This window comes from Pseudoalteromonas sp. A601 (assembly GCF_002165575.1).
In the GTDB taxonomy this organism is placed as follows: domain Bacteria; phylum Pseudomonadota; class Gammaproteobacteria; order Enterobacterales; family Alteromonadaceae; genus Pseudoalteromonas.
This window is the reverse complement of sequence record NZ_MXQF01000015.1, coordinates 94,671-119,502: the sequence shown is the minus strand read 5'-3', so window position 1 is coordinate 119,502 and position 24,832 is coordinate 94,671. Positions and strand designations below refer to the sequence as shown.

Below are 24,832 nucleotides of genomic sequence, written 5' to 3'. Positions count from 1 at the left end.
TTATAGAAGTACATTATTTAAAACTAAACGATCTCAATTAGGGATTTGTATTTTGTTACCATGACTTCGACAATAAAAAACACACAATAGGATTAACCGTCATGGCACATATCAATGAACACATTTGCGATTTTGGCTTGCATCAAGGCCAATCGTATACCCAACTCCCAGCGAGCTTCTTAAATTGGATGGTGGGTAGTAATCATGAAAAATCGGCACTAGCAGAACAAGAGTTACAACGCAGGCAACTTGCTGCAACGGGTCAATTACCTCAGCAAAATGACATGAAAATAGAATAATTACGTTATTTTGCAATAAAACTAGTTTAAACTATGCGCTTAATAAATAGCACAGTACTGACAACACGGGTCACATTATGCGCATACTATTTTTAATTTTCATTTTACTAAGCATCAGTGCATGTAGTAACAACCAGCCTCCTGCTGATACCCTTTCTAACAACCGGGTTCAGTATCTAACCGTTTTACATACCAATGATAATCATGGTCGCTTTTGGCATAATGAAAAAGGCGAATACGGTATGGCTGCACGTAAAACCTTAATCGACCAACTTCGTTCTGAAGCAACAGCACAAGGTCACGCAGTACTTCTATTATCAGGTGGTGATATAAACACCGGTATACCTGAATCTGACTTACAATTTGCTGAACCTGATTTCAAAGGGATGTCGTTAATTGGATACGATGCAATGGCATTAGGTAACCATGAATTTGATAATCCATTAACTGTTTTAAATAAACAGCAGAAATGGGCTAATTTCCCGCTTCTATCCGCTAATATTTTTGATAAAAAAACCGGTGAAAATGCGTTTCAAGAATACAAGATTTTCGACAAGCAAGGTTTAAAAATTGCTGTTATTGGTTTAACAACCACAGATACAGCAAAGATTGGTAACCCCCAGTATATTGGTGGGTTAGAGTTTAAAGAACCTATAGCAGTCACCAATGCATTAGTTACAAAAATAAAAAAGCAATACCAACCAGATATTGTCATTGCAGTAACCCATATGGGTCACTATGTTGATGCGTCATTCGGTATTAATGCTCCAGGCGATGTTACCCTTGCTCGCTCACTACCTAAAAACACGCTGGATATGATCATTGGTGGCCACTCTCAAGAACCAATCTGTATGGCTGGCAACAATAAAAATGATGATGACTTCAAGCCGGGTAAAGCATGTAAACCTGATCAACAAAATGGCACTTGGATCATGCAAGCCCATGAATGGGGAAAATACGTAGGTAAGGCAGAATTTAAACTAGAAAACGGCGAGTTAACTTTACTTGACTACACTTTATTACCCGTCAATCTATACATTGACGCACCACAAGCTGACGGTACAACCAAGCCTGTATTAGCAAATGAGTATATTGCTCCAAACCCTGAACTAAAGGCCTTTTTAGCTGAATATCAAGCAAAAGGAGCTAAACAAATTGAGGGGAAAATCGGGTTTGTGGATACCAAACTCGAAGGAGACCGTAATAAAGTTCGCTATCAACAAACAAACCTAGCTCGTGTGATCATTCAGGCGCAGATGGACAGCGTTGGCGCTGATTTTGGTATTATCAGTGGCGGCGGAGTACGTGATAGCATCGCGGCAGGTGAAGTCAGCTACAAAGATATTTTAAAAGTACATCCTTTTAAAAACCGTATTACGTATATGGATTGGCAAGGACAAGAGCTTTGGGATTATCTAGAGGTTGTAACAAGTTTTCCGCCTGATGCAGGAGCCTATTTACAATACCACAAACTGAGCTTTGAACGTGACGATAATAAGCTGATCAGTGTATCAATTAACAACGAGCCATTTAATATGAACCGAACCTACCGCATGAGTATCAATAGTTATAATGCATCTGGCGGTGATGGCTACCCAGCCCTGATTAAGCGTCAAGGTTATGTCAGTACCGAAGATACGGATGCACAAGCGCTTAAGCGTTTCTTTGAAGAAAACAGCCCTGTAAAGGCTGCTGAATTTGCACCAAAATAGGTTACACATGCATTGAGGTGATAAATCACCTCAATGCTCAACTTTATTTACCAACCACCTCAATATCATCGCTACTTATCTGGCTTAAACCATAACTATGTAAACGAGACCGTGACCCCTCACCATGTGCTTTTGGTGGGTAGTACACTCCTTTTGATTCTGGGTGCGCTATCAAAACTTCGTCAAGTGCAGCTCTGATCTCACTCAGCGTTTTCTCAAGGCTGTTAGTAAAATTAGGCCGCTTGCGTATAGTGTGCCCGAGCTCTGTAAGTCGGTAGAAATATTTATTCGCTATCTCTAATAGTTCTTCTGGTACGTCTTTATTCTGATTCAACAGCACATCAGGGTTATCGATACAAAAATCTATCAGCGCTAAATAAAAGCAAAGTGGTTTATTGGCTAATACAACACTTACTTCCGGATTTTTGCTGTTAACAACCGTCTTGGTATTTAAATTTATGATCAGTTTTAATGGTTCAGGGTCTTTTAATATGGCAGCATCTTTACGCTTTGAATTTTCACCAGATTTCGAGTTGTTTATTTGTTTAGCCCAACATCCAAACCCAATAGCTACCCCTGCTAAAATTATTAGTATAAACACATCATTGCGCTGCCAAAAACGTTGTTCTACGTGGAATTTTACAACAATATTTTCGTCGCTGGTGAGCAAGTGCCTTTCTATATGCTCATACTGAGTCAAATCATTATGTAAAAAAAGCACATCACCAATTGCTACAAGCCGCATATTACTTCTAGGTGCGATCGCGTTATTTATACTTTCGATATAATCTTTTACTGCCGCATCATTACCTGAATGCTTTAAAAAAGTATTAGATAAATCAAGCCTTGGTAGATCCAAAGCTATTCGGGTTTTGATTTGTGAAACTAAATGGTTACTTACGTTTTTTTGCTTTACATAAGTAGCAGTTTTAAAAATAACTAAGGAAGCTATAAAGATCAATAAAACAGTTACCTGTATCATTCGCTTACTCATCTTCAGCTCCTAAAAATACAATTTTAGAGTCACTGCACCGCCAATAAGCTTGAACATCATTAAAGTAAATTGATGTTTGCGATTTTGATAAATCGAGTAAACGCGTTTGAATTGCACAGAGTAAATCAGTATTGTCATGATCCATTTTTAAATACCAACGTGTTCCAACAATGTTATTACTAATTGGCGTTATATAGTTTTTCGAGAAGTGATGTTGATCATCGTTTTTCCAGAACGATGCAATAATATCCACCTGCCCATTAGCGAGTAACTCTCTTAATTCGCTATGGGAGCTTGCATATGTGATCTTCAAATTTGCTAAGTTTATATCTAAGTCTTTAAATTTTTGTTTAGGTAATATATGCCCTGACCGGCTCGTAGGATAATCTAACAAGCCAATTCTTTTATCTAAAAAGTATTCTTTAGTTATTTTTGGCTTCTCTTTAGCTGATATAAAAAATGCGGTGTAGCTGGGAAACCCAACAATGGGTTGGTAATTATAAGTTGATTCAGCTTTAAAAGCCGACATGATGTTATCTTTTGCTAAGATCAGATCAGCAATACCTTTTCCAATAAACTCTATGCTATCAGCGGTTCTGTATCCCCAAAACCCCACGACTTCGCCATACTGCTTTGCTACCACAATATCTTTACATAGGCTGTCTATTAAAGCATTTGCAACCTTCTTAGAGCTAGCATAAATAATCAACTGCTCGGCATTTTTATTCGCATTAGTGCTACATCGACTCGATGTGTCAATTATAGGCTTCAGTTCAACCAACTCTTCAGTAAAATGAGCTCTACTCAATGACCACAACAACACAAAAAACAGTAGTAAAACTGTAACAAATGTTGATTCTGATAAGGCTAGCTGTTTAATTTTCAAATCTTCAACAATTAAAAATAGAACACACCTCTATTTGAACAAGATTAATTACTTATTACAATAGGTAATTTTACCTGATAACATTAAGCATTTGATATTTATGCATTTTAAACAAGTAAACATGAATATTATTGAGTCCTTTCTATTTCTTTACAAAATCAGCACAATTAGCAGCTAAGAATATTGCGCTAAGCAGTGAATTTATTTTTAGGAAAATATTAATGTTCAGTAAACTAATTATCGGACTAAGTTATCTCTTTGCCATTTCCACTCTTTTTACAGCACAAAGTGCCCTAGCTTGGGGCCAAAATGGCCATAGAATTGTCGGTCAAATTGCCGATAACCATATAACTATGCAAACCAGAGAATCACTTGCTGAGCTCTTAGAAGATGAAAGCCTTGCGCAAATATCAACATGGGCTGATGAGATGCGCTCAAATCCAGAACCTTTTTGGCAAAAAAAATCTTCACGCTGGCATTATATTAATGCACCTACCGGTTCTTCATCTTTTACTCACGATCATTCCCACAAGTTAAATAAAGATAATGTTAAAAATATTTTAGATGGTATGTACTTCGCTATAGAGACTTTAAAAGACGAGAAAAGTTCGCTTGATGCTAAACGTTTTAGTCTACGTTTTTTGGTACACCTAGTAGGAGACAGTCATCAACCTTTTCATGCTGGTCGTGCAGCTGACAGAGGTGGAAACCGAATTAAAGTAACTTTCTTTGGTGAAGAAACTAATTTGCACTCTTTATGGGATACAAAATTAGTCGAAAATGAAAATTTGTCATTTACAGAATTTGCTCAGTTTATTGATACAAACAATGCAGAAATAATTGCAGATTACCTTTCCAGCAACCCAGAACAATGGCTAACAGAGTCCCATAATTTAGCGACTAAATTATACAACATGGATTCTGATGAAATCAGCTATAGCTATATTTATAACAACACACCAATAATAAAAACTCGCTTACAGCAAGCAGGTATAAGACTCGCAGGATTATTGAATAGTTTATTTGATAATTCAGCAAAACCGTTAGAAAAGGCACTTAAGATGCCAACTAACATTAAGTAACGATAATCCTTAAATAACCTATACACGGGAATCAACAAAATGAACAAGCTTCGTCTTTCGAAATTAACTGGAGCAGTAATATTAGCTTTAGGTGTTTCAACGAGTGCTATGGCAGCAGATACTTCATCAGCCATGCGTGGTAAAATTACCACTCCTTCTGGTAGTGCTGCAGCCAACGTTAAAATTAAAGTTATCCACCAACCTACAGGTACTGTAAGCGAGTTAACAACTAATGAAAGTGGTACTTTCATTGCCAACGGTCTTCGTGTAGGTGGTCCTTACACTGTAGTAGTTGACTCTGAAACTTACAACGATACAACTTTGGATAACATTTATCTTGAGCTAGGCGACACTTACCGCTTATCTTCTCAGCTTGCACCTTTGAACATGGAAAAGATCGAAGTATCTGGCTTTAAAATAGTACAACAGTCAGGTGGCTCAAGTAGTGTTTTTGGTGAAGACACCATTAGCAATATGCCAAGTTTTAACCGCGATATTAAGGATATTGCACGTTTAAACCCATTAGCGAGCATTAATGGTAGCGGCGAATTAACATTTGCTGGTAGCAACCCGCGTTCGAACAGTTTAACGGTTGATGGCATTGGTCAAAATGATGATTTTGGTCTTAACTATGGTGGCTACCCTACAGCCCAACCACCTGTAGCTCTTGACGCGATTGAGCAAATTTCAGTTGATGTTTCACCGTTTTCAGCATCTAAAGGTAACTTTGGTGGTGGTACAATTAATGCCGTGACAAAGTCTGGTACTAATGAGTTTAAGTTCTCAGGCTTTTATGAAATTTCAACGCCCGATATCGCTGGTGACGTAGATAAAATCACAGAGATCTACGCTGATGGTCGCCCTGCTCTTGATGAAGATGGCCATAAAACTTACAGTGTATCGCAAGTTGAACCTATTCAATCTGAAGAACGTTTTGGCTTTAATGTTGGCGGCCCGTTAATTGAAGACAAACTTTTTTACTTTGTTAACTACAATAGCTGGAAGAGTGAACTTGATTTAGATTATGGCTTTCAGGGCTCAGGTGCTACTAACGAGTACAATGTTTCGCAAGAGCAATACAATGCCTTTTTAGCAACGCTTGACTCAGTTTATGGCATGCAAGACTCGCTAGGTGGTGACTCTGAAGACACCAATGAAACGTTACTTGTAAAGCTTAGCTGGAATGTAAATGACGATCATCGTTTAGACTTCACTTACCAGTGGCAAGACGACCAAGATGAGCGTAACTTTGGTACTGGTGGCGATACAGTTTCAATGGCCTCGAACCGTTACACCTACGCAACCAAATTCAATAACTTTTCTACTAAGTTATATTCAGACTGGAATGAGAACTTTTCAAGTGAAATTGGTATTGCCTATAAAGACGTTACATCAAATAGCCTAACTAACTCTTCTATTGGTAGTGTAAAAGTTGAAGAATACTTCAAGGGTCCAGCTTATCAATTTGGTACTGACCAATATCGCCATGCAAATAAATCATCAACTGAAAACTTAACATTGACCTTTGACGGTACTTACTTATTAGATGAGCACGAGCTTGAGTTTGGTGTTAAGTATGAGTCATTAAATCTCTATAACTTATTTGCAGCTAACTCACTCGGTTCATGGGAATTTGATAGCTTAGAAGGGTTTGCAAATCGTGAAGTGGGTAATTACGATGGTGACTACGACTTTACTTACAGTAATGCCTATACAAATAACTCTGCTGACACTGCATATGATGCAACACGTAGCCAGTTAGCAGTTTATATTGAAGATACTTTCTACATTGGTGATGATTTAGAAGTTAATGCAGGTCTTCGTTATGAGCGTTTAGCGTCTGATGACAAACCTACTTACAACGAAAATTTCTATAATACATATCGTTTCAGTAATCAAGAGAACTTAGATGGGTTAGATATAATCCTTCCACGTGTTGGCTTTAAGTACTACGCAACTGAAGCACTGACTATCAGTGGTGGTATTGGTCGCTTCCAAGGTGGCATTCCAAATGTTTGGTATAATAACTCATATCAAAATGACGGTATTACCTATGTTGCAGCGCCTGAAAGCACAATAAACAGCTATTATGCAAATAATCCAGCTGACATCACTCAAATCCCAAGCGAGATACAAAATTCACTAGTTCAAGGTGCCGGTAGCACAAACTACATCGACCCTAACTTTGAGTTACCATCAAGCATTCGTACTCAAGTTGGCTTTGAATATGATTTTGATTCAGAGCTATTAGGTAACGGTTTTAAATGGCAAGCTGAAATCGCTTACCATAAAAAAGAAAACGAGGCAGTCTGGCATAATACCGCTATTAAGCCGCTTGAAACAACTGCTGGCGGTGAGCGTGTGGTCAACCAATCGATATACTCGGGCGACCAAGCAAACAATTACGATATAATGATGACCAATTCATCAGAAGATGGACGCTCTGTTATCCTCTCAACCGCTCTTGCTAAAGAATGGGATAATGGTCTTTATGTTTCTGCAAGTTACGCGCACCAAGATGTTACCGAGGCCTCAACAGGTTCTTCGTCACAAGCTGTGAGTAACTATCGATATGGTGTTGTTCAAAATCGTAATGAAGACCTAGCACACCGTGGTGCATACGAGGTTGAACATAGCTTTAAAGTAAATGTAAGTTATCACACTGAGTTCTTCGCTGGTTATAATACTAAATTTAATGTTTATTTTGAGCGTCGCTCTGGTCGTCCATTTAGCTATACAATGGATATGTACAGAATGGATGATTTAGGTGATTCGAATATATTTTATAGCGACTCAGCTTATCTTCCTTACATTCCTACAGGTGCTGATGATGCCAATGTAAACTGGGAAGAGTCAGGTATGAGTTGGTCTGAACTTGAAACACTCCTTAACCGTGCAGGTATTTCTGAGCGTGGCACTATCTTAAACCGTAACACAGGCACACAACCTTGGGTTACAACAATGGATATAAGTGTTAAACAAGAAATTCCTGGATTTGCTAAAGGTCACAGCGGTGAGGTTTACTTCATGATCGACAACTTTGCTAATCTACTTAATAGTGATTGGGGTGTTGAGAAACGTTTGAGCTATTCAAACCAAGATATTTATGACCTTGGTGGCATTGATGACGATGGAAAATACATCATCAACAATATATATAACGGTGCTGATGTTCGTAACTACAGCCAAATCACAACATCTTCATCTGCTTGGCAAGCTAAAATTGGTATTAGCTATAAGTTCTAGAGTTAATATCATGCAATCTATACTAAAAACCCGTTTTTAAACGGGTTTTTTTATATCTAATTATCGTTGTTTTCATACGTTTGTCATAATTACTCATTAAATTAATACGTAGGATGAGAAGCTCTAGATAAAGCTGTTTTTTGTTCTAAACTATTTTTATTACAAATTTATGCTACATGTAACTTATTTGTAATAAAATAATGCTGTATAATAAAGTGGCCTAAAAATTGGGCTACTTACAACTTAAAAAATCAAAATATACATAATACCTTACACGGGAAATTAATAATGAAAATTCAATTACGCAAAACTGCACTTTCACTCGCTATTGCAGCATGTGTAGGCGCAAGTGGCGCTGCTTTTGCAAATGAAACTGCATCATCTGTAAAAGGTCAAATTACAGGCCCTAATGGTAATCCTGCCGCCGGCACTCAAATTACTATTATCCACGTTCCATCTGGTTCTACAAAAACCACAACAGTTAACGCACAAGGTAATTTCTCTTCAAAAGGCCTGCGCGTTGGCGGACCATACAAAATTATCGTTGACTCTGATACCTACGAAGATGCCCAATTAGACGATATATATCTAACACTAGGTCAATCTTATCCTGTAAGTGTTGCACTTCGTTCACAACAGATGGAACAAATTGTTGTTAGCGGCGCACCGATAAGCGCGCAATCAGGCAGCACAGGCCCAGCTTCTCATTTCACATTAGATGATTTAGAAAACAAACCTGCTATTAATCGTGACCTAAAAGATATTATCCGTGCCGACCCTCGTATTTATATCGATGAAACAAATGCCGGTGCAATTAACTGTGGTGGTGGTAACCCGCGCTTTAACAGCTTAACTGTTGATGGTATGCGTATGAACGATAACTTCGGTTTGAACTCAAGCGGTTACCCAACAGAGAGAATGCCATTCTCTTTTGATTCTATTGCGCAAGTAGCCGTTGAACTAGCGCCTTTTGACGTTCAATACGGTGGCTTTACATCGTGCAACATCAACGCTGTTACAAAGTCTGGAACTAACGAAATCACCGGTGGTTTTTTCTACGATTATACTAATGACTCAATGTCTGGTGATTCAATTGAAGGCGAAAAACAAGACTTAGGTGATTACTCTGAAAAACGTTATGGCTTTAACGTAGGGCTACCCCTTCTTGAAGACAAGCTATTTTTATTCACTTCATACGAAAAACTTGAAGGCGCACAAATTTTTAATTACACGCCTTTTGCAAATGGCCGTATTGACCAAGCAACTATTGATCAAGTAACACAAATTGCTATTGATAAGTACAACTATGATCCTGGTACTATGGTACCAAGCATGCCTGTAGAAGATGAAAAAATCTTAGTGAAATTAGATTGGAACATCAACGAAGATCACCGTGCAAGTTTTGTTTATAATTATAATGATGGCTTTAGTCTTGCTCAATCAGATGCCGATTCAAATGAAATTGCGCTATCAAATCACTTTTATGAGCGTGGTGCTGAACTACAATCTTATGTGGCATCAGTTTATTCAGATTGGACAGATGACTTTTCAACTGAAGTACGTGTCGGTTATTCAAAATTAGATAATCGTCAAAACTCACTTGATGCAGCCTCAGGTTTTGGTGAGTTTAGAGTAGACACGGGTGACATTGATATTTATATGGGCCCAGATGACTCTCGTCAAGCAAACGTTCTAAACTATGATAATTTATCGCTAAAACTCGCAGGTACTTATTACCTAGAAGATCACGAAATTTCATTTGGTTATGAGCGCGAAGAGCTTGATGTTTTTAATCTTTTCGTACAACACAACGAAGGTGAATACCGCTTTTTAGATACAAAAGTTATTATTGATGGAGTAGAAGAAACAGTTACTGGTCTGGAAAATTTTGAAAATGGTTTTGCTAAAGTATACTACGGCAATGCAGCAAGCCACAATCCAGATGACGCTGCTGGCGAGTTTTCTTATGCGTTAAATACATTATATGCTCAAGACAAATATGAGTTAATCGATTACGATATTACAATCACTGCGGGTCTTCGTTATGATTGGTACACAAGTAACGATAAGCCAACTCATAACCAAAACTTTGAAGATCGTTATGGTTATTCAAACAGCCAAAACCTTGATGGCGTAGACTTATTACAACCGCGTTTAGGTGTAAATTGGATTTACAACGATCAATTAGAATTACGCGGTGGTATCGGCTTATATTCAGGCGGTAACCCAAATGTATGGATCTCAAACAGCTACTCAAATGATGGTGTACGTAATATCCAAGAATCAGCTTCTATCCAGATTTTGGGTCCTGATGCAGTTGCATTTAACGGTACTGGACAACCCGGTTACGATATTCCACAAAGCTTATATGATGAAGTAGGCCAAGGCAGCGCTGATGCAAGCGTTAATGTTACAGATCCAAACTTTGAAATCCCTTCGGAGTGGAAGTTCTCTTTAGGTGCAACATACATCACTGAAAGTGATTACGTATTTAACGTTGATTATTTGTATACTGATAAACAAGATTCTGCAATTGTAAGCAATATAGCAAACGTGCAAACAGATACAGCGCCTGATGGACGCCCTGTTTATAATGATACACTACACCCTTACAAGTCTGACTTCTTGCTAACTAATGTCAAAGGTGATGACGCATACTCGCATGTTTTTTCACTTGCAATGAACAAGTCGTTTGATAATGGTATCGATTTAGCTCTTTCATATGCTTACACAGATTCAAACGATGTAAACCCAATGACTAGTTCAGTAGCCTTTTCTAACTATCATTATGTTGCCGTATCTGATTCTGAAGATCCTGGTGTTGCTACTTCAAATTATGAAATACCACACCGTTTCACTATGGCTTTAGCATATAGTCATGAAGTGTTTGATGGCTACGAAACTAAGTTCAATTTATTCGGCCAAGCACAACAAACAAATCCATACTCATATACTTTCGACAGAGGTTCAGATGGTTTAGGTTACAACGATGGCAGCCGTCAATTACTGTATGTACCAACATTAGACGACACACAAGTTGTTTATGGCGATGACTTTGACCAAGCTGCATTTAATGAGTGGGTTGATAGCGAAGGCCTAACTCGCGGTGAAATTGTAGACCGTAACAGCATTGATGGTGATTGGTGGGTTACATTTGACTTTAAAGTTGAACAAGAGTTTATGGGCTTTGCCGATGGGCAAAAAGGTTCTGCTTACTTTGTTATTAAAAACATTGGTAACATGCTAAATGATGACTGGGGTGTTCTGAAAAGCGGTAGTGCATTACAAAGTGCCGTTACTACAGAAATCGTTAATGGCCAGTATGTTTATAACAGCTTTAATGACCCTGCAGGTGCAAGTGTTGACGTTAAACCATCACTATGGGAAATGCGTATTGGTGTTAAATACACATTCTAATCTCAGAAGTTTAATAACTTACTAAGTATAATTACAGCCCATCTCTTGATGGGCTTTTACGTTTTAACCTTTAATCACAAAGCTTCTGTGTTAATTTATCTAAGCACTTTAATAGTATTTGATATTCACTTTCATCTAATACAGCTAATAACTGTTGCTCCCATGCTAATGCATCTGGCGCTAGTTTTTGATACAACAGCGTCCCCTGCTCACTCAGTTGCAACAAACTTGCTCGTTTATCTTCGGGATTTACTAAACTCACCACATACTGCTTATCAATCAGTGCTTTAATTGCTCGTGACACTGTGGACTTATCCATCGCTGCTTGCTCGCACAGAGCTTTGGCGTTACTTTGGCCAAATTGGGCTAAATTAAATAAAATGCGCCACTGAGGAATAGTTAAATCACTTTGCTGTTGATACACAGGTGCAAACTCTTCACTCATTTTACTGGCTAAATTCGCTAATCGATAAGGTAAAAAAGTGTCTAGATCGAGTGCCATATAGTTGTTTACCTTCTTAGTTTACAACGTAACATTGCTTGTCCATAAATATGTACAGTGAGTAAAAATGGGATGTTTGAATTTACTCTCACTTGAGAGTATCTTACAGTAAAACATAATGGAGTCGAGTGATGACAAGCGAATTAAAATACATGACCGGGTTTGGCAATGAGTTTGAAACCGAAGCGTTACCCGGTGCCCTACCTATTGGTCAGTTTAGCCCACAAAAAGTAAAATACGATTTATACGCTGAACAATTTAGTACCACCGCATTTACCGCGCCACGTGCTGATAACCGTCGTACGTGGATGTATCGTATTCGCCCATCGGTGGTCCAAGGTGATTACAAAGCAATTGATAATGGTTTGATTCGTACAGCGCCAATCACTGAAGTCCCTACTCCACCGACCATGCTGCGCTGGAACCCAATTGATATTCCTTCTAAAGCAACTGATTTTATCGACGGCCTAGTAACCATGGCCGCTAATGGCAGCGCTAATGGCCAGACTGGTATTGGTATCCATGTGTATGTTGCGAACCAATCAATGACAACGCGGTATTTTTATAATGCCGATGGTGAAATGTTATTTGTGCCGCAACAAGGTGAGTTATTACTCAAAACAGAGTGTGGCCATTTAACTATTAAAGCTGGAGAAATTGCAGTCATTCCACGAGGGATTAAATTCCAAGTCGTGCTATTAACTGACACGGTACGTGGTTATATTTGTGAAAACTATGGTCATGCCTATATTTTACCTGAGCGTGGCCCTGTAGGTGCAAATGGCTATGCCAATGATCGTGACTTTCACTACCCAGTCGCCGCCTATGAAGATAAAGAAGGTGACTTTGAGCTAATCGCTAAATTTAACGGCAATATGTTCAGCTGTGATATTGGCCACTCACCGCTTGACGTTGTAGCATGGACAGGTAATAGTGCGCCTTATAAATATGACCTTGCACGCTTTAATGTAATGAATACGGTGAGCTTCGATCACCCTGATCCATCCATATTTACCGTACTTACTTCGCCATCAGCTACTGAGGGCGTTGCTAATATTGACTTTGCAATCTTCCCTCCGCGCTGGATGGTGGCCGAAAACACCTTCCGTCCACCTTACTACCACCGCAATATTATGAGTGAATTTATGGGCTTGATCGAAGGTGTTTACGATGCCAAAGAACATGGTTTTGTTCCCGGCGGTATGAGTTTACATAATTGTATGTCACCTCACGGCCCTGAAGCAGATGTATTTGAAAAAGCATCAAATGCAGAGCTAGAACCACAACGCTATGAGAACACCCTCGCGTTTATGTTTGAATCTCGCTATGTGATTTCTCCAACTAAGTATGCCCTTGAAGGCAAAGAACGCCAACCAAACTACACTGATTGCTGGCGTACAATTAAAAAACACTTTAAAGCTTAAAGAGGCTATTTTATGAAACTGTATACTTATTTTCGTTCATCTGCTGCTTATCGTGTGCGTATTGCGCTTAATTTAAAAGAAATTGAGCATGAACTTGTTGCCGTTAATTTATTAAAGTCTGAGCAGCAAAGTGCAGAATATCTCGACAAAAACCCGCAAGGTTTATTACCAGCGCTTGAGACAAATCAAGGCGTCCTCGCACAATCAATGGCTATTTTAGAGTACTTAGAAGAAACCTACCCACAAACACCTTTACTGTTTGGTGATGCATGGCAAAAAGCGCAAATTCGTAACTTGTGCTACGCCATTGCTTGCGATATTCACCCGGTGGATAATTTACGAGTGCTAAAGTATTTAAGTACTGAGTTGGGTATTGATGATGAAGCTAAAAATGCCTGGTATCGTTACTGGGTTGAGGTGGGCTTTGAAAAAATAGAGTTATTACTTGATGCAAAATATGAATACTGCGTCGGTGATAAACCGAGCCTGGCTGATGTGTGTTTAGTACCACAAGTGTTTAATGCTCTGCGGTTTAACGTTGATATGACTGCTTACCCTAAGATAGCAGCCATTTATGAACGTTGTAATCAGTTAGATGCTTTTATTAATGCTGCACCACAAAATCAAGCTGATGCAACTTAACAGCTCAACGCACTGTGTAGCACACTAACATGCTCAATTAAATCTAAGCCCAGATCAGTTAAATAACCGCCATCTGGGCTATCTATAATTCCTTTATCAAATAAGCGTTGCGCTGCATTGATCAAGTTTTCGTTCGCATCGCTATGTATTTTTATCCCTTGCATTTTACTACTGCGCGGAAACTTAGCGAGCAGTTCAAATTCATCAATCATTAATTGGTTAAATTGCATGTGTTCACCTTGCTTTAAGAAAATTATTATTTTGTTGCTTATTTACCCTAACACGCTTTAAGCTTAGTGTAGTTATTTTTTAATGCAAAGGCTGAGTATGCGATTTTTAAGTATTATAGGTATTTGTTTTCTCTCTCTAATTTACTCAGTAAATAGTTTTAGTAACACGCCAGAAGCGCGGGTATTGTTAACTCCTCAAGATGCATTATCACAACATGCTATTTGTTGGTATGAAGATAAACGTTATAGCGAAGGAGCTATCATTAACATGGCTAATGTTCGCTTAATTTGCACAGTGAAAAATCCAAACCATAATAACAGTCCGCTAAGCTGGTTAATGCTCAATGATAAAAATGAAGTTATTTACCCACCAAGAGCAAAAACTATTCGGGTCAACTAATTGGTATCAATACCTAGTTAGGCTACAATAGCGACGAGTTTTTTAACGTTACAGTGAATTATGAATCAACAAGCAAATAACCCATTACATGGTATTACTTTAGAACAAATTGTAGTCAAACTTGAGCAAACAATTGGCTGGAAAGCGATGGGGGAACAGGTTGATATTCGCTGTTTTAAATCAGATCCAAGTGTAAAGTCAAGCCTAAAGTTTTTGCGAAAAACCCCCTGGGCAAGAGCAAAAGTTGAACAACTCTATTTAGATAACTGCGTCGATACGAAACCGCAAACTAGCGGCTTTGTTTGGCCTAGTATTAAAAAGTAAGGTCATCGACCTTACTCTGTTTCAGCACAAATAACGCCAAGCGAGTTAGGCTCTATTTCAATGACTAACTCATCTGCGGTTTTAATTTCACCATCAAGTACGTACTTTATTTCATTCTCAGCGTTTATCACAACCCGTTTCGCGTTCGTGTGATGTGAATTAATAGCTAAGTGAGCTTGCGTCATACTGCTTACCATTAGCTCTGCAATACTAAATACATTCGTCGTGGCATCTTCATTAGGCGTTAGCCAATTAACATCTAACAAACCATCACTGTGATCAGGCTGCCCACCACCTTGTGCAAGTAGCGTTGTAAATGGTGCTGCATTTGCGACAATTAAACTATTTGTATTGATCGTACGAGGTTCGTTATCGTCTAGCTTTACATTAAAATTTTGCGCCTTTTGCTGGCCTAAAGCCTGCCAAAACCCTTGTAAATACGCTAATTGACCAACCGCATTTTTACTTTCTCGATCTGCTTTTTCAATCATTTTTTGCTCAAAACCAATACCGGCCAATAAGAGCATTAGCTCATCATTACAGTAAGCGGTATCCATTAATTGAGTTTGCCCATCAATAATCAAATCACACGCAGTTTCTACCGGAATTATTTTTGATTTAATGCCCATCAACACGTGCGCAAGTGCATTGGCTGTGCCAAGGGGGATAATCCCTAGCTTGCAGTCTGAGTTAACTAATACACTCGCAACCTCAGCAACTGTACCGTCGCCACCACAGGCGATTATCAAATTAGGGTTGTTTTGCATAGCTTGCTTGGCAAGCACTATACCATTTTGTTCTTTTGAGGTGGTTAAAACGGTTAAATCATAATAAGCAGATAAACGTGCAACGATAAGGTGTTCTTTTTCTTGCCACAATTTAGTACCAGAAACAGGGTTGGCAATTAAAACCGCTTTATTTTTTATCAGTAACTCACCATTACGATGGCGCTTAACTAAGTGGCGTAACTGATGCTTATTTAAATTAGCTGTTTCTCTGGTTTCTTTAATTTGTGCCAGCACTTTATGCACATCAGCGTCTTTATCTTGGCTCAATAGGTATGCCGCCATCACAAAGACTGAGCGACCACGTCCTAACGCACAATGTACTACAACACGGCGATCTTCTTTAACGTGATGATCAATCCAGTTAATTGCTTGATTAAGCTGAGAACGAGTAGGTACTCGATGATCAAGCACAGGGATATTTAAGTAATTAATGTTCTCTTGCGTAGATGACCATTCTAACCCATCAAATTCACAAGTAACATCTAAAATAGCCGTTATACCATGCTCTTTCATGGTATCGATATCAGAGGGAAATAAACGGCAAGCTAAAAAAAGATGATCATTAATTTGTTGCAGTGGCGGTACTTTATCGTGTTTACGGCTCCAAGCATTATAAACCTGAGCACCCAATAAAAAAGGCACAAACGCCCAGCGAATGTAAAACGGGATCACGCCATTTTCACGTTTACGAAATATCTTTGCGATATTAAATACGTAAGCGCCACCTACAAGTAACAACGATAAAGCAGTCCAATAAAAAAGAAAAGAGAAATAACTTGGGCTAACCTGCCAACCCATAATAATAAAAACAATTGCCAACAATATATAACTAACTGCCGCCCACATACATGCTCCTTTGTTATTCATTTTTTGTGGTTATCTGTCTTTAATAAGCAAATGGTACTTAATGACAAAAACCTTTTCTTACAACAAACAACTGCAAAAATCACACCGCCTTTAAAAGGTTATAAATCTATATTATTCAATAGATTAGTTATTTTATTGGTTTTTCTTCTAGGTTGTTTTTACACACAACTGTGACTAACTTACAGTCAAAGGATAGATGACAGGCATAAAAAAACCTAGGATCTAAGCCTAGGTTTTTCAAATGCATGGGCGTTTACAAGTCGATTTTAGTTAACCAGCCATGTGTGTCTTGTGCTTTGCCCCATTGAATATCATTGAGAGCTTGGCGCAATCGGATTGTAGCTGGACCTGGTTTCCCACTGCCTACTTGATATTCTTTATCGTTATGAATAAACGTACCAACTGGCGTTAAAACCGCCGCAGTACCAGAAAGCGCAGCCTCGGTACCAGGTTTTGCAGCACGCTCTAATAACTCAGTAACGGTAAAGTTGCGCTCAGACACCGTCATACCTAAGTCTTTGGCAATTGTTAAAATACTATTGCGAGTTACACCATGTAAAAACGTGCTATCAAGTGCTTTAGTAATAATTTCATCGCCATCGATTAAGATAAAGTTAGCCGCGCCGGTCTCTTGTACATCACCACCTGGGCAAAATAAAATTTGGTCTGCTTGGTACTTATCACGCGCTGCAGAAATAGGCGCTAACGCACTGGCATAGTTACCACCACTTTTAACCATCCCCATGTGCGGTGCACAGCGCATACCATCTTCTTCAAGTAAAACTCTTAGTGCTGTTGCACCACCCGCAAAATAATCACCTACCGGCGATAACAATACGTACAGCAATGAACTTGCTGATGGTACAGCTGCTTTACCGATAGCAGCTTCTGTTCCAATGTGTGTCGGGCGAATATACATAGAACCTGGTGGCAATGGTGTTTCATCGGCATATTCTTTGACGATATCAGTAATCATCTTTTCAAGCTTTGCGCCTTCGAAGCTTGGTAAACTCAATAACTGCGAACTTTGTTGCATACGGGCAATGTTCGCGTCCATTCTAAAAATATATACAGAGCCATCTTCATGACGAAAAGCTTTTAAACCTTCAAAACATGTACTTGAATAGTGAAGAACGTGCGCCCCTGCGTGGAGTTCTATTTTATCAGAAGGAACAATTTCGCTTTCACTCCAAGCATTATCCGTAAAACGAGCTTGGATCATTTGTGGCATAAATACGGTACCAAATGCTGCCATTTTAATCTCTCTTAATGTTGTCTGCTTTTCCTACAGTGTATTACATTCTCACACTGTTTAACCATAGCTAAAATAGGGCTTTTAGCACAGATAACCTGAATTTTTTGCGCCTTAAGCTAATAATCACCATCATTGTTCTTATTTCATACATTAAAAATATAACATGACCATTATTCAAAAGAAGTCAGTAATGTTTTCATCGCTGGACGTAATGCAATTAACAGTGTGTCTTTGTTAACACTGGGGTTCAATGTTTTACGCAATAATAAGCCAGTCATCGCAGCAAACATTATTTCGATTCGGCTATCTATTTCTGTCGATGACGCAGCTTTTAATGGACTACGCTCACCAACTAATAAGCTACGCATTTTCGCTCTAGCTAATGCATCCGAGTCACGAAGTAAGGTGGCTACTTTTTCATTACGTGCCGCCTCTGCCAGCATTTCGAGATCAAGTGAACCTTGATTTATATCTGTATGGCGCTCAACACCATGGTCAAGACCATCTAATAGAACCGTCACTAAATCACCAGGCTGATCCTCAAACTGCTGAAAAATTGAGAACATTTCTTCCATGTCACGTTCAATTATTGATTCTATAATTGCTTCTTTACTGGCAAAATAATTGTAAATATGCCCGGCACTCATACCCGCCGTTTTTGATATTTCAGCCATACCAGCACCGTGATAACCTTTTCGCTTAAAGCAATCAGCAGCAGCTTCTAAAACTTGCTCTCTACGAGCTTGCGCTAAAGCTGGATCGGTCTTTCTTTTGGTTTTCGTATTCATGGTATCCTCGAAAAGCCACGCTTCTCTTTTTTAACCTAGGAAGTTTAAACTAGTTTACACGATCTTAACGACAGGATTCCTGCTATACAACGAAAATCATGTAAACTAGGTTTAAAATAGCTTATTGGGAGTATTGTTCAGGCTCAGGGCGTTGCCAACCACCGCCTACTGCTTTGTATAAGCTAATTTGACTTGCAATATAGGCCTTTTTCCCAGTGATCAGCTTCTGCCCTGCACTCACCCAGTTTCTTTGCGCATCCAGTACTTGCAAGTAGCTGTCGGCACCTTTTTCAAATCGTGCTTGTGATAACGTAAAGGTCACTTGGTTACTGTTATAAAGCTCTTCAAGCGCTGCTAACTGCTGCATATAGCCTGCTCTATCGGCTAATGAGTCAGATACTTCCTTAAATGCTTGCTGAATTGTTTGTTCATAAGTTGTTAAAGCGATTTCTTGCTGTGCTTGAGCAACGTCTAAATTGGCTTGGTTTCGGCCCATATTAAAAATAGGTAAGTTTATCGAAGGCACAAAACTCCATGTACCCGAGCCGGACGAAAACAAGTTATTTAAATCCGCTGATGCAGTACCGGCATTAGCGGTTAAACTAATACTTGGAAAAAACGCGGCTTTTGCTATACCTATATTGGCATTTGCTGCGAGTAAACGATATTCAGCTGCTTTAATATCCGGGCGCTGCTCTAACAGTTCAGACGGTAAACCCACGGGAACGGCTGGAAAGTTAAATACTTCATCTAAACTTTGTTCAGGCAACAACTTGGTTGCAACCACTTTACCCACTAATAAATCTAATGCGTTTTTATCGCGCTTTAATAAACGTTGATAATTAGCAATATCCACTTTCGCTGTAGCCACCGTACTTTGCACTTGAGCAAGACTTAGCTTAGATGCAGCTCCCAGTGCATAGGTTTTTTCCATTAATTCAAGGGACTCTTGTTGACTTGAAAGGGTTTCATTAGCAAGCGCTAGCAGCTCTTTATCGGCTGCATAGTTAAGCCAAGCATGCACAATTTCTGCAATTAAACTAATTTTAACACTGGTTTGTGCTTGCTCTGAGGCATACAAGGTTTGTAATGCTTGATCTGACTGATTGCGTACCTTTCCCCATAAGTCCAATTCGTAAGCCGTCATGCCCACAGTCGCAGAATAACTCTCACTTATATTTGCACTGCCCGTTGACGATAAATCAGCAGGGAGTCGCTGGCGCGTCCCTGAGGCTGAAAAGTCAATCGAAGGATACAAGGCTGAGTCTTCTATTTGATATAACGCTCTAACTTGCTGCACGTTAAGAGCAGCAAGTTTAATATCTTTATTATGGGTCAAGGTTTGTTCAATTAAGGCTTGCAGCTTTTCATTGTTAAAAAACTGCTGCCATTTTAAATCGGCAATATTACCTTGTCCGCTTTCAACCGCGTAGCTATCTGGCACTGGTAGTTTGATATCTTCAAGCTCTGGCGCCATTTGACATGCACTTAATACCAGTGCACTGATACTTGCTAGGCTCAATGTTTTAAACTTCATTTGATTGCTCCTGCGCTACAGCTTTATGTTTACCCGGGAATACCCGTCTAACTAACACAAAAAATAACGGTACAAATATCACCACAATAATTGATGAAGCGAGTGTGCCACCAATCACCGATATACCCAGTGCATTTTGCGCACCTGAGCCTGCACTTGAAGCAATAGCCAGCGGTAATACACCACAAATAAATGCCATGGAAGTCATTAAAATAGGTCTAAGTCTAAGCTTCACCGCAGCAATAGCAGCCTCAACGAGTTCCATCCCTTCGTCCATTTTATGAATAGCAAACTCAACGATTAATATCGCATTTTTAGAAGCAAGACCAATAGTAGTCAGCAGGCCAACTTGTAAGTAAATGTCGTTTGATAATCCCCCCACAAAGGCAGCCATAGCAGCACCAAATACACCCAGTGGCACTATCATCATAACTGCTGCAGGCACAGACCAACTTTCATAAAGTGCCGCTAAGCATAAAAATACGACCAATAATGATAACGCGTATAGCATAGGCGCTTGACCACCACTTAAACGCTCTTCATATGAGATACCCGTCCATTCAAAGGCAATACCCGCAGGCAGTTTTTTGACTAGCTTTTCGATTTCATCCATTGCTTGGCCTGTACTGTAACCTGGCGCTGCAGCCCCTTGAATTTCCATGGCTGAAAAGCCATTGTAGCGTTCAAGACGCGGTGAGCCATAAGTCCAATACGACTGAGCGAAGGCCGTGAATGGCACCATGTCACCGTTACTATTGCGAACATACCATTTGTCTAAGTCTTCAGGAGCCATACGTGATTCAGCGCTACCTTGTAGATAAACTTTTTTAACCCGTCCACGGTCAATAAAGTCATTCACATAACGACTACCCCATGCCGTTGAAAGCGTACTGTTGATGTCAGCCTGAGTCAGACCGAGCGCTTGAGCTTTTGCTAAATCAATGTCTAGCTCTAGCTCAGGCTTATCTTCTTGCCCATTAGGGCGAACACCGGCTAAAACAGGGCTTTGAGCAGCCATCCCTAACAACATATTACGTGCTTCAAGTAATTTATCGTGGCCTAATCCGACGCGATCTTGTAAAAACAGAGTAAAACCATTTGCTGTACCAAGCTCAACGACCGCAGGCGGTGGAAAAGCAAATACAAACGCTTCTTTAATCGTTGAGAAAAAGCCCATTGCTTTGCCTGCAACCGCACCAACGGCTAAGTCATCACGTTGGCGTTCATCCCAGTGTTTTAAACCAACAAAGCCAATCGCCGCATTTTGTCCAGAGCCTGCAAAACTAAAGCCTGTTACACTAAACACTGAGCGCACAGCTTCAGATTGATCTTCCAAGTAATGCTTTTCCATTTTCTCAACTACTTTAAGCGTTTGCTCAGTTGTTGAACCTGCCGGTAAACTCACCTGGTTAAATAAAATACCTTGGTCTTCATCCGGTAAAAAGGCAGATGGAAGTTGTGAGAAAATAAACACCATGCCGCCAACAATTAAGCCGTAGCATAAAAGGTAACGTTTACTGTGTTTGATCATTCGCCCTACAAAGCTTTGTGCACCGCTATTTGTTTTATCAAAACCACGGTTAAAACCAATAAAGAAACGACCAAATAGCGACTTGTTATTATGTACATGGCTTGGCTTTAACATAGTTGCACATAATGCAGGGGTTAATATCAGTGCCACTAAAACAGATAAACTCATCGCTGTTACTAAAGTCACTGAGAACTGACGGTAAATAACCCCAGTAGAGCCCGCAAAGAATGCCATTGGTACAAATACGGCTGACAAAACCATGGCAATACCCACCAGTGCGCCTTTAATTTCATCCATCGATTTACGTGTTGCTTCAAGTGGTGAGAGCTTCTCTTCAGTCATGACCCGTTCTACGTTTTCAACCACCACAATGGCATCATCCACCAGCAAGCCGATAGCCAACACCATAGCAAACATGGTTAATGTATTAATTGAATAACCCAGCACTTGAAGCACAGCAAACGTACCAAGTAATACCACAGGCACAGCGATGGTTGGGATCAAGGTTGCACGGAAATTTTGTAAAAACAGATACATAACCACAAATACAAGCACCACGGCTTCTATTAATGTACTGACTACTTTTTCAATTGATAAGGTAACAAATGGCGTAGTATCGTAAGGAATAACAACCGCCAAACCTTCAGGGAAAAATGGCTCAAGCTCTGCCAAGGCTGCTTTAACACCTTCTGCTGTATCAAGGGCATTTGCACCACTGGCCAACTTAATACCTAAACCAGAGGCTGGCTTACCGTTAAAGCGTGCAACAACGGCGTAGCTTTCACCGCCCAGCTCTACTTTAGCCACATCAGATAAACGTACTACAGAGCCATCATCATTGGTTTTAACAAAAATATTTCTAAATTGTTCAGGGGTTTGTAAGCGGCTTTGTGCTGTCACAGTGGCATTTAATTGCTGTCCTGCAACAGCTGGTAATGCACCTAACTGGCCTGCTGAAACTTGAGCATTTTGCGCACTAATTGAAGCGCTAATATCCGCAGGTGTAAGTTCATACTTTTGCAAAAGATTTGGATCAAGCCAAATACGCATCGCATATTGCGAGCCAAATAACTGTACTTCACCCACACCGTTTACACGTGAAACGATATCTTGCACATTTGACGCAACATAATCTCCAATATCAATGTTATTCATGCTGCCATCTTCAGAGACAAAACCCGCAACCATTAAAAAGTTACGCGCAGACTTTGCAACAGATACACCTTGACGTTGTACTTCTTCAGGTAATAAAGGCGTAGCCAAAGCAAGCTTATTTTGCACTTGAACTTGCGCGATATCAGGGTCGGTATCAGCATCAAAAGTTAGCGTTAAAGTTGCTGAACCATTTGATTCCGATGTAGATGACATATAAAGCAAGCCATCTAAGCCTTTCATTTTTTGCTCAATAACCTGAGTTACTGTGTCTTCAAGTGTTTGTGCAGACGCGCCCGGATAGCTTGCTTGAATACTAATTGCAGGTGGTGCAATTGACGGATATTGAGCAACAGGTAGTCCCCTTACTGCTAATACCCCAGCAAGCATCACTACAATAGCTAACACCCATGCAAAAATGGGTCTATCGATAAAAAATCGTGACATTAAATTGCTCCGTTATTGTGTATTAGCAGTAGATTCAGCGGGAACAGCGCTAACTGGTGCGCCAGGTGCTATTTTTTGTAAACCTTCCACAATGAGTTTATCACCATCGTTTAGGCCTTCTGTGATCAACCAATTAGAACCAACTGTACGATCTGTTTTTAATACGCGAGGCTCCACGGTGTTGTCTTTACTGACTACCATTGCTGTTGGTTCACCTTTGGTATTGCGGCTAATACCGCGCTGTGGCGCTAAAATCGCATTCGCTTTTACACCCTCAACAATCACCGCACGTACATACATGCCCGGTAGTAATAGCTTTTCAGGGTTTGGAAACTCTGCGCGAAGCGTGACTGAGCCGGTGCTTGGATCAACCGTTACTTCAGAAAACTTCAACGTTCCTTTATGCGGATAAACTGAGCCATCTTCCATTTTTAATTCAACAGTTGAATGAATCGCAAGATCTTTATTCAGCTCACCATTAGCAATTGCTTTTTTCAACCGAGTCAGCTCACTACTAGATTGGGTTAAATCAACATAAATAGGATCTAGTTGGGTGACAGTCGCAAGCGCTGTTGTTTGATTTGCACTGACTAACGCACCCGCCGTCACATTTGATTTACCAATTTGACCACTAATGGGTGATCTCACTTTACTGTAGTCTAAGTTAATTTGCGCTGTTTTAAGTTGCGCTTGAGCGGTTAATAAATCAGCTTCTGCACCTTTGTAACTGGCATCGGCTTCGTCAAAGTCTTGCTGGCTTACCGCCTTAATTTTTAATAGTTCATCATAGCGTTCAGACTTTGCTTTAGCATTTGCAATGCTCGCTTTCGCTTTAGTAATTGCCGCCTTACTTGTTGCCACTTGCGCTTCGAAGGTTGAAGCATCAATTTGATATAAAGCTTGGCCTTTTTTAACTTCAGCCCCTTGGGTAAATAAACGAGATTGAATAATGCCATTTACTTGCGGGCGAATTTGAGCTACCTGCGATGCAGCAACACGCCCTGGTAACTCTTTGGTTAAGGTTAATGGCTGACTTTTAAGTGTGATCACCCCAACCGGCACTGCTTGTTTGGCCTGTTGGCTTATTTGAGGACTCTGATCGCAACCAGATAAAATAACTGCACTGGCTAAAGCTGACACTGCAAAAAGAACGACGCGAGAACGCTGCATGAAAACTACCCTTAATTTAGAATGAACGATCATTCTAAATTAATTTATTTCGAGATCCAATATTAATTAAGAATTATTTGCATAACTTTACAATGTGGTTTTGAGAAGATGCATGAGAAGTATGTAAAAAAGGAATCTA

19 protein-coding genes are annotated in these 24,832 nt (G+C 39.7%); 9 read left to right on the top strand and 10 right to left on the bottom strand.

All coding sequences use genetic code 11. The features are described from left to right. Positions 1–101 precede the first annotated feature (101 nt). The gene (locus tag B5G52_RS13965; protein ID WP_087533257.1) at positions 102–299 is read left to right on the top strand and encodes a hypothetical protein; all 198 of its coding nucleotides are present in this window, start codon (positions 102–104) and stop codon (positions 297–299) included. 77 nt (positions 300–376) lie between these two features. Further along, positions 377–2,011, top strand: coding sequence for a bifunctional UDP-sugar hydrolase/5'-nucleotidase UshA (gene ushA / locus B5G52_RS13960; RefSeq protein ID WP_087533256.1), 1,635 nt, complete (start codon positions 377–379; stop codon positions 2,009–2,011). A gap of 43 nt (positions 2,012–2,054) precedes the next feature. Here ushA and B5G52_RS13955 read toward each other — a convergent pair whose 3' ends face one another. Then, positions 2,055–3,005, bottom strand: a complete 951-nt coding sequence (locus tag B5G52_RS13955; RefSeq protein WP_087533255.1) for a hypothetical protein — start codon at positions 3,003–3,005, stop codon at positions 2,055–2,057. Then, positions 2,998–3,813, bottom strand: a complete 816-nt coding sequence (locus B5G52_RS13950; RefSeq protein ID WP_254911213.1) for a hypothetical protein — start codon at positions 3,811–3,813, stop codon at positions 2,998–3,000. The genes B5G52_RS13955 and B5G52_RS13950 overlap by 8 nt, the downstream gene beginning before the upstream one ends. Before the next feature lie 299 nt (positions 3,814–4,112). Here B5G52_RS13950 and B5G52_RS13945 point away from each other — a divergent pair, with 299 nt between their 5' ends. From B5G52_RS13945 to B5G52_RS13935, 3 genes are all read left to right on the top strand, one after another. Further along, complete coding sequence (locus B5G52_RS13945) at positions 4,113–4,973, top strand: S1/P1 nuclease (RefSeq protein WP_087533254.1); 861 nt, start codon at positions 4,113–4,115, stop codon at positions 4,971–4,973. A 39-nt stretch (positions 4,974–5,012) separates the two neighbouring features. Then, complete coding sequence (locus tag B5G52_RS13940) at positions 5,013–8,219, top strand: TonB-dependent receptor (protein ID WP_087533253.1); 3,207 nt, start codon at positions 5,013–5,015, stop codon at positions 8,217–8,219. 288 nt (positions 8,220–8,507) lie between these two features. Continuing rightward, positions 8,508–11,636, top strand: a complete 3,129-nt coding sequence (locus tag B5G52_RS13935) for a TonB-dependent receptor (RefSeq protein ID WP_087533252.1) — start codon at positions 8,508–8,510, stop codon at positions 11,634–11,636. 70 nt (positions 11,637–11,706) lie between these two features. Here the strand turns inward: B5G52_RS13935 and B5G52_RS13930 are convergent, their stop codons facing one another. Then, a complete protein-coding gene (locus B5G52_RS13930; protein WP_087533251.1) occupies positions 11,707–12,138 on the bottom strand; it encodes a MarR family winged helix-turn-helix transcriptional regulator in 432 nt (143 codons plus the stop codon). A gap of 131 nt (positions 12,139–12,269) precedes the next feature. Between B5G52_RS13930 and hmgA the strand changes: the two genes are divergently transcribed. Both hmgA and maiA read left to right on the top strand, forming a co-directional pair. Further along, a complete protein-coding gene (hmgA, locus tag B5G52_RS13925) occupies positions 12,270–13,562 on the top strand; it encodes a homogentisate 1,2-dioxygenase (protein ID WP_087533250.1) in 1,293 nt (430 codons plus the stop codon). A 12-nt stretch (positions 13,563–13,574) separates the two neighbouring features. Continuing rightward, positions 13,575–14,204 (top strand): maleylacetoacetate isomerase, encoded by a 630-nt coding sequence (gene maiA / locus B5G52_RS13920; protein WP_087533249.1) that lies wholly within the window; start codon positions 13,575–13,577, stop codon positions 14,202–14,204. Here maiA and B5G52_RS13915 read toward each other — a convergent pair. Then, entirely contained in the window at positions 14,201–14,434 is a 234-nt protein-coding gene (locus B5G52_RS13915; protein ID WP_087533248.1) for a TIGR02647 family protein, read from the bottom strand. The genes maiA and B5G52_RS13915 overlap by 4 nt on opposite strands. 97 nt (positions 14,435–14,531) lie before the next feature. Here B5G52_RS13915 and B5G52_RS13910 point away from each other — a divergent pair, with 97 nt between their 5' ends. Further along, positions 14,532–14,834, top strand: coding sequence for a DUF1496 domain-containing protein (locus B5G52_RS13910; protein ID WP_087533247.1), 303 nt, complete (start codon positions 14,532–14,534; stop codon positions 14,832–14,834). 60 nt (positions 14,835–14,894) lie between these two features. Then, positions 14,895–15,158, top strand: a complete 264-nt coding sequence (locus B5G52_RS13905) for a VF530 family DNA-binding protein (RefSeq protein WP_087533246.1) — start codon at positions 14,895–14,897, stop codon at positions 15,156–15,158. 11 nt (positions 15,159–15,169) lie between these two features. On the opposite strand, the gene B5G52_RS13900 is transcribed toward B5G52_RS13905, so the two are convergent. The 6 genes from B5G52_RS13900 to B5G52_RS13875 all read right to left on the bottom strand — a co-directional run bounded on the left by B5G52_RS13900 (position 15,170) and on the right by B5G52_RS13875 (position 24,693). Continuing rightward, positions 15,170–16,792 carry a diacylglycerol kinase family protein gene (locus tag B5G52_RS13900; RefSeq protein ID WP_087533245.1) on the bottom strand — a complete coding sequence of 541 codons (1,623 nt, stop codon included), beginning with the start codon at positions 16,790–16,792 and terminating at the stop codon, positions 15,170–15,172. A 274-nt stretch (positions 16,793–17,066) separates the two neighbouring features. Beyond that, a complete protein-coding gene (locus B5G52_RS13895; RefSeq protein WP_290210972.1) occupies positions 17,067–18,074 on the bottom strand; it encodes a branched-chain amino acid aminotransferase in 1,008 nt (335 codons plus the stop codon). Between the two features lie 164 nt (positions 18,075–18,238). Continuing rightward, complete coding sequence (locus B5G52_RS13890) at positions 18,239–18,856, bottom strand: TetR/AcrR family transcriptional regulator (protein WP_087533243.1); 618 nt, start codon at positions 18,854–18,856, stop codon at positions 18,239–18,241. A gap of 121 nt (positions 18,857–18,977) precedes the next feature. After that, complete coding sequence (locus tag B5G52_RS13885; RefSeq protein ID WP_087533242.1) at positions 18,978–20,393, bottom strand: efflux transporter outer membrane subunit; 1,416 nt, start codon at positions 20,391–20,393, stop codon at positions 18,978–18,980. Then, positions 20,383–23,523: an efflux RND transporter permease subunit gene (locus B5G52_RS13880; RefSeq protein ID WP_087533241.1), complete on the bottom strand. Its 3,141-nt coding sequence runs from the start codon at positions 23,521–23,523 to the stop codon at positions 20,383–20,385. Before B5G52_RS13880 ends, B5G52_RS13885 begins: the two co-directional genes overlap by 11 nt. Positions 23,524–23,535: 12 nt before the next feature. Further along, on the bottom strand, positions 23,536–24,693 hold the full coding sequence (locus tag B5G52_RS13875) for an efflux RND transporter periplasmic adaptor subunit (RefSeq protein ID WP_087533240.1): 1,158 nt from the start codon (positions 24,691–24,693) through the stop codon (positions 23,536–23,538). Positions 24,694–24,832: the final 139 nt, after the last annotated feature.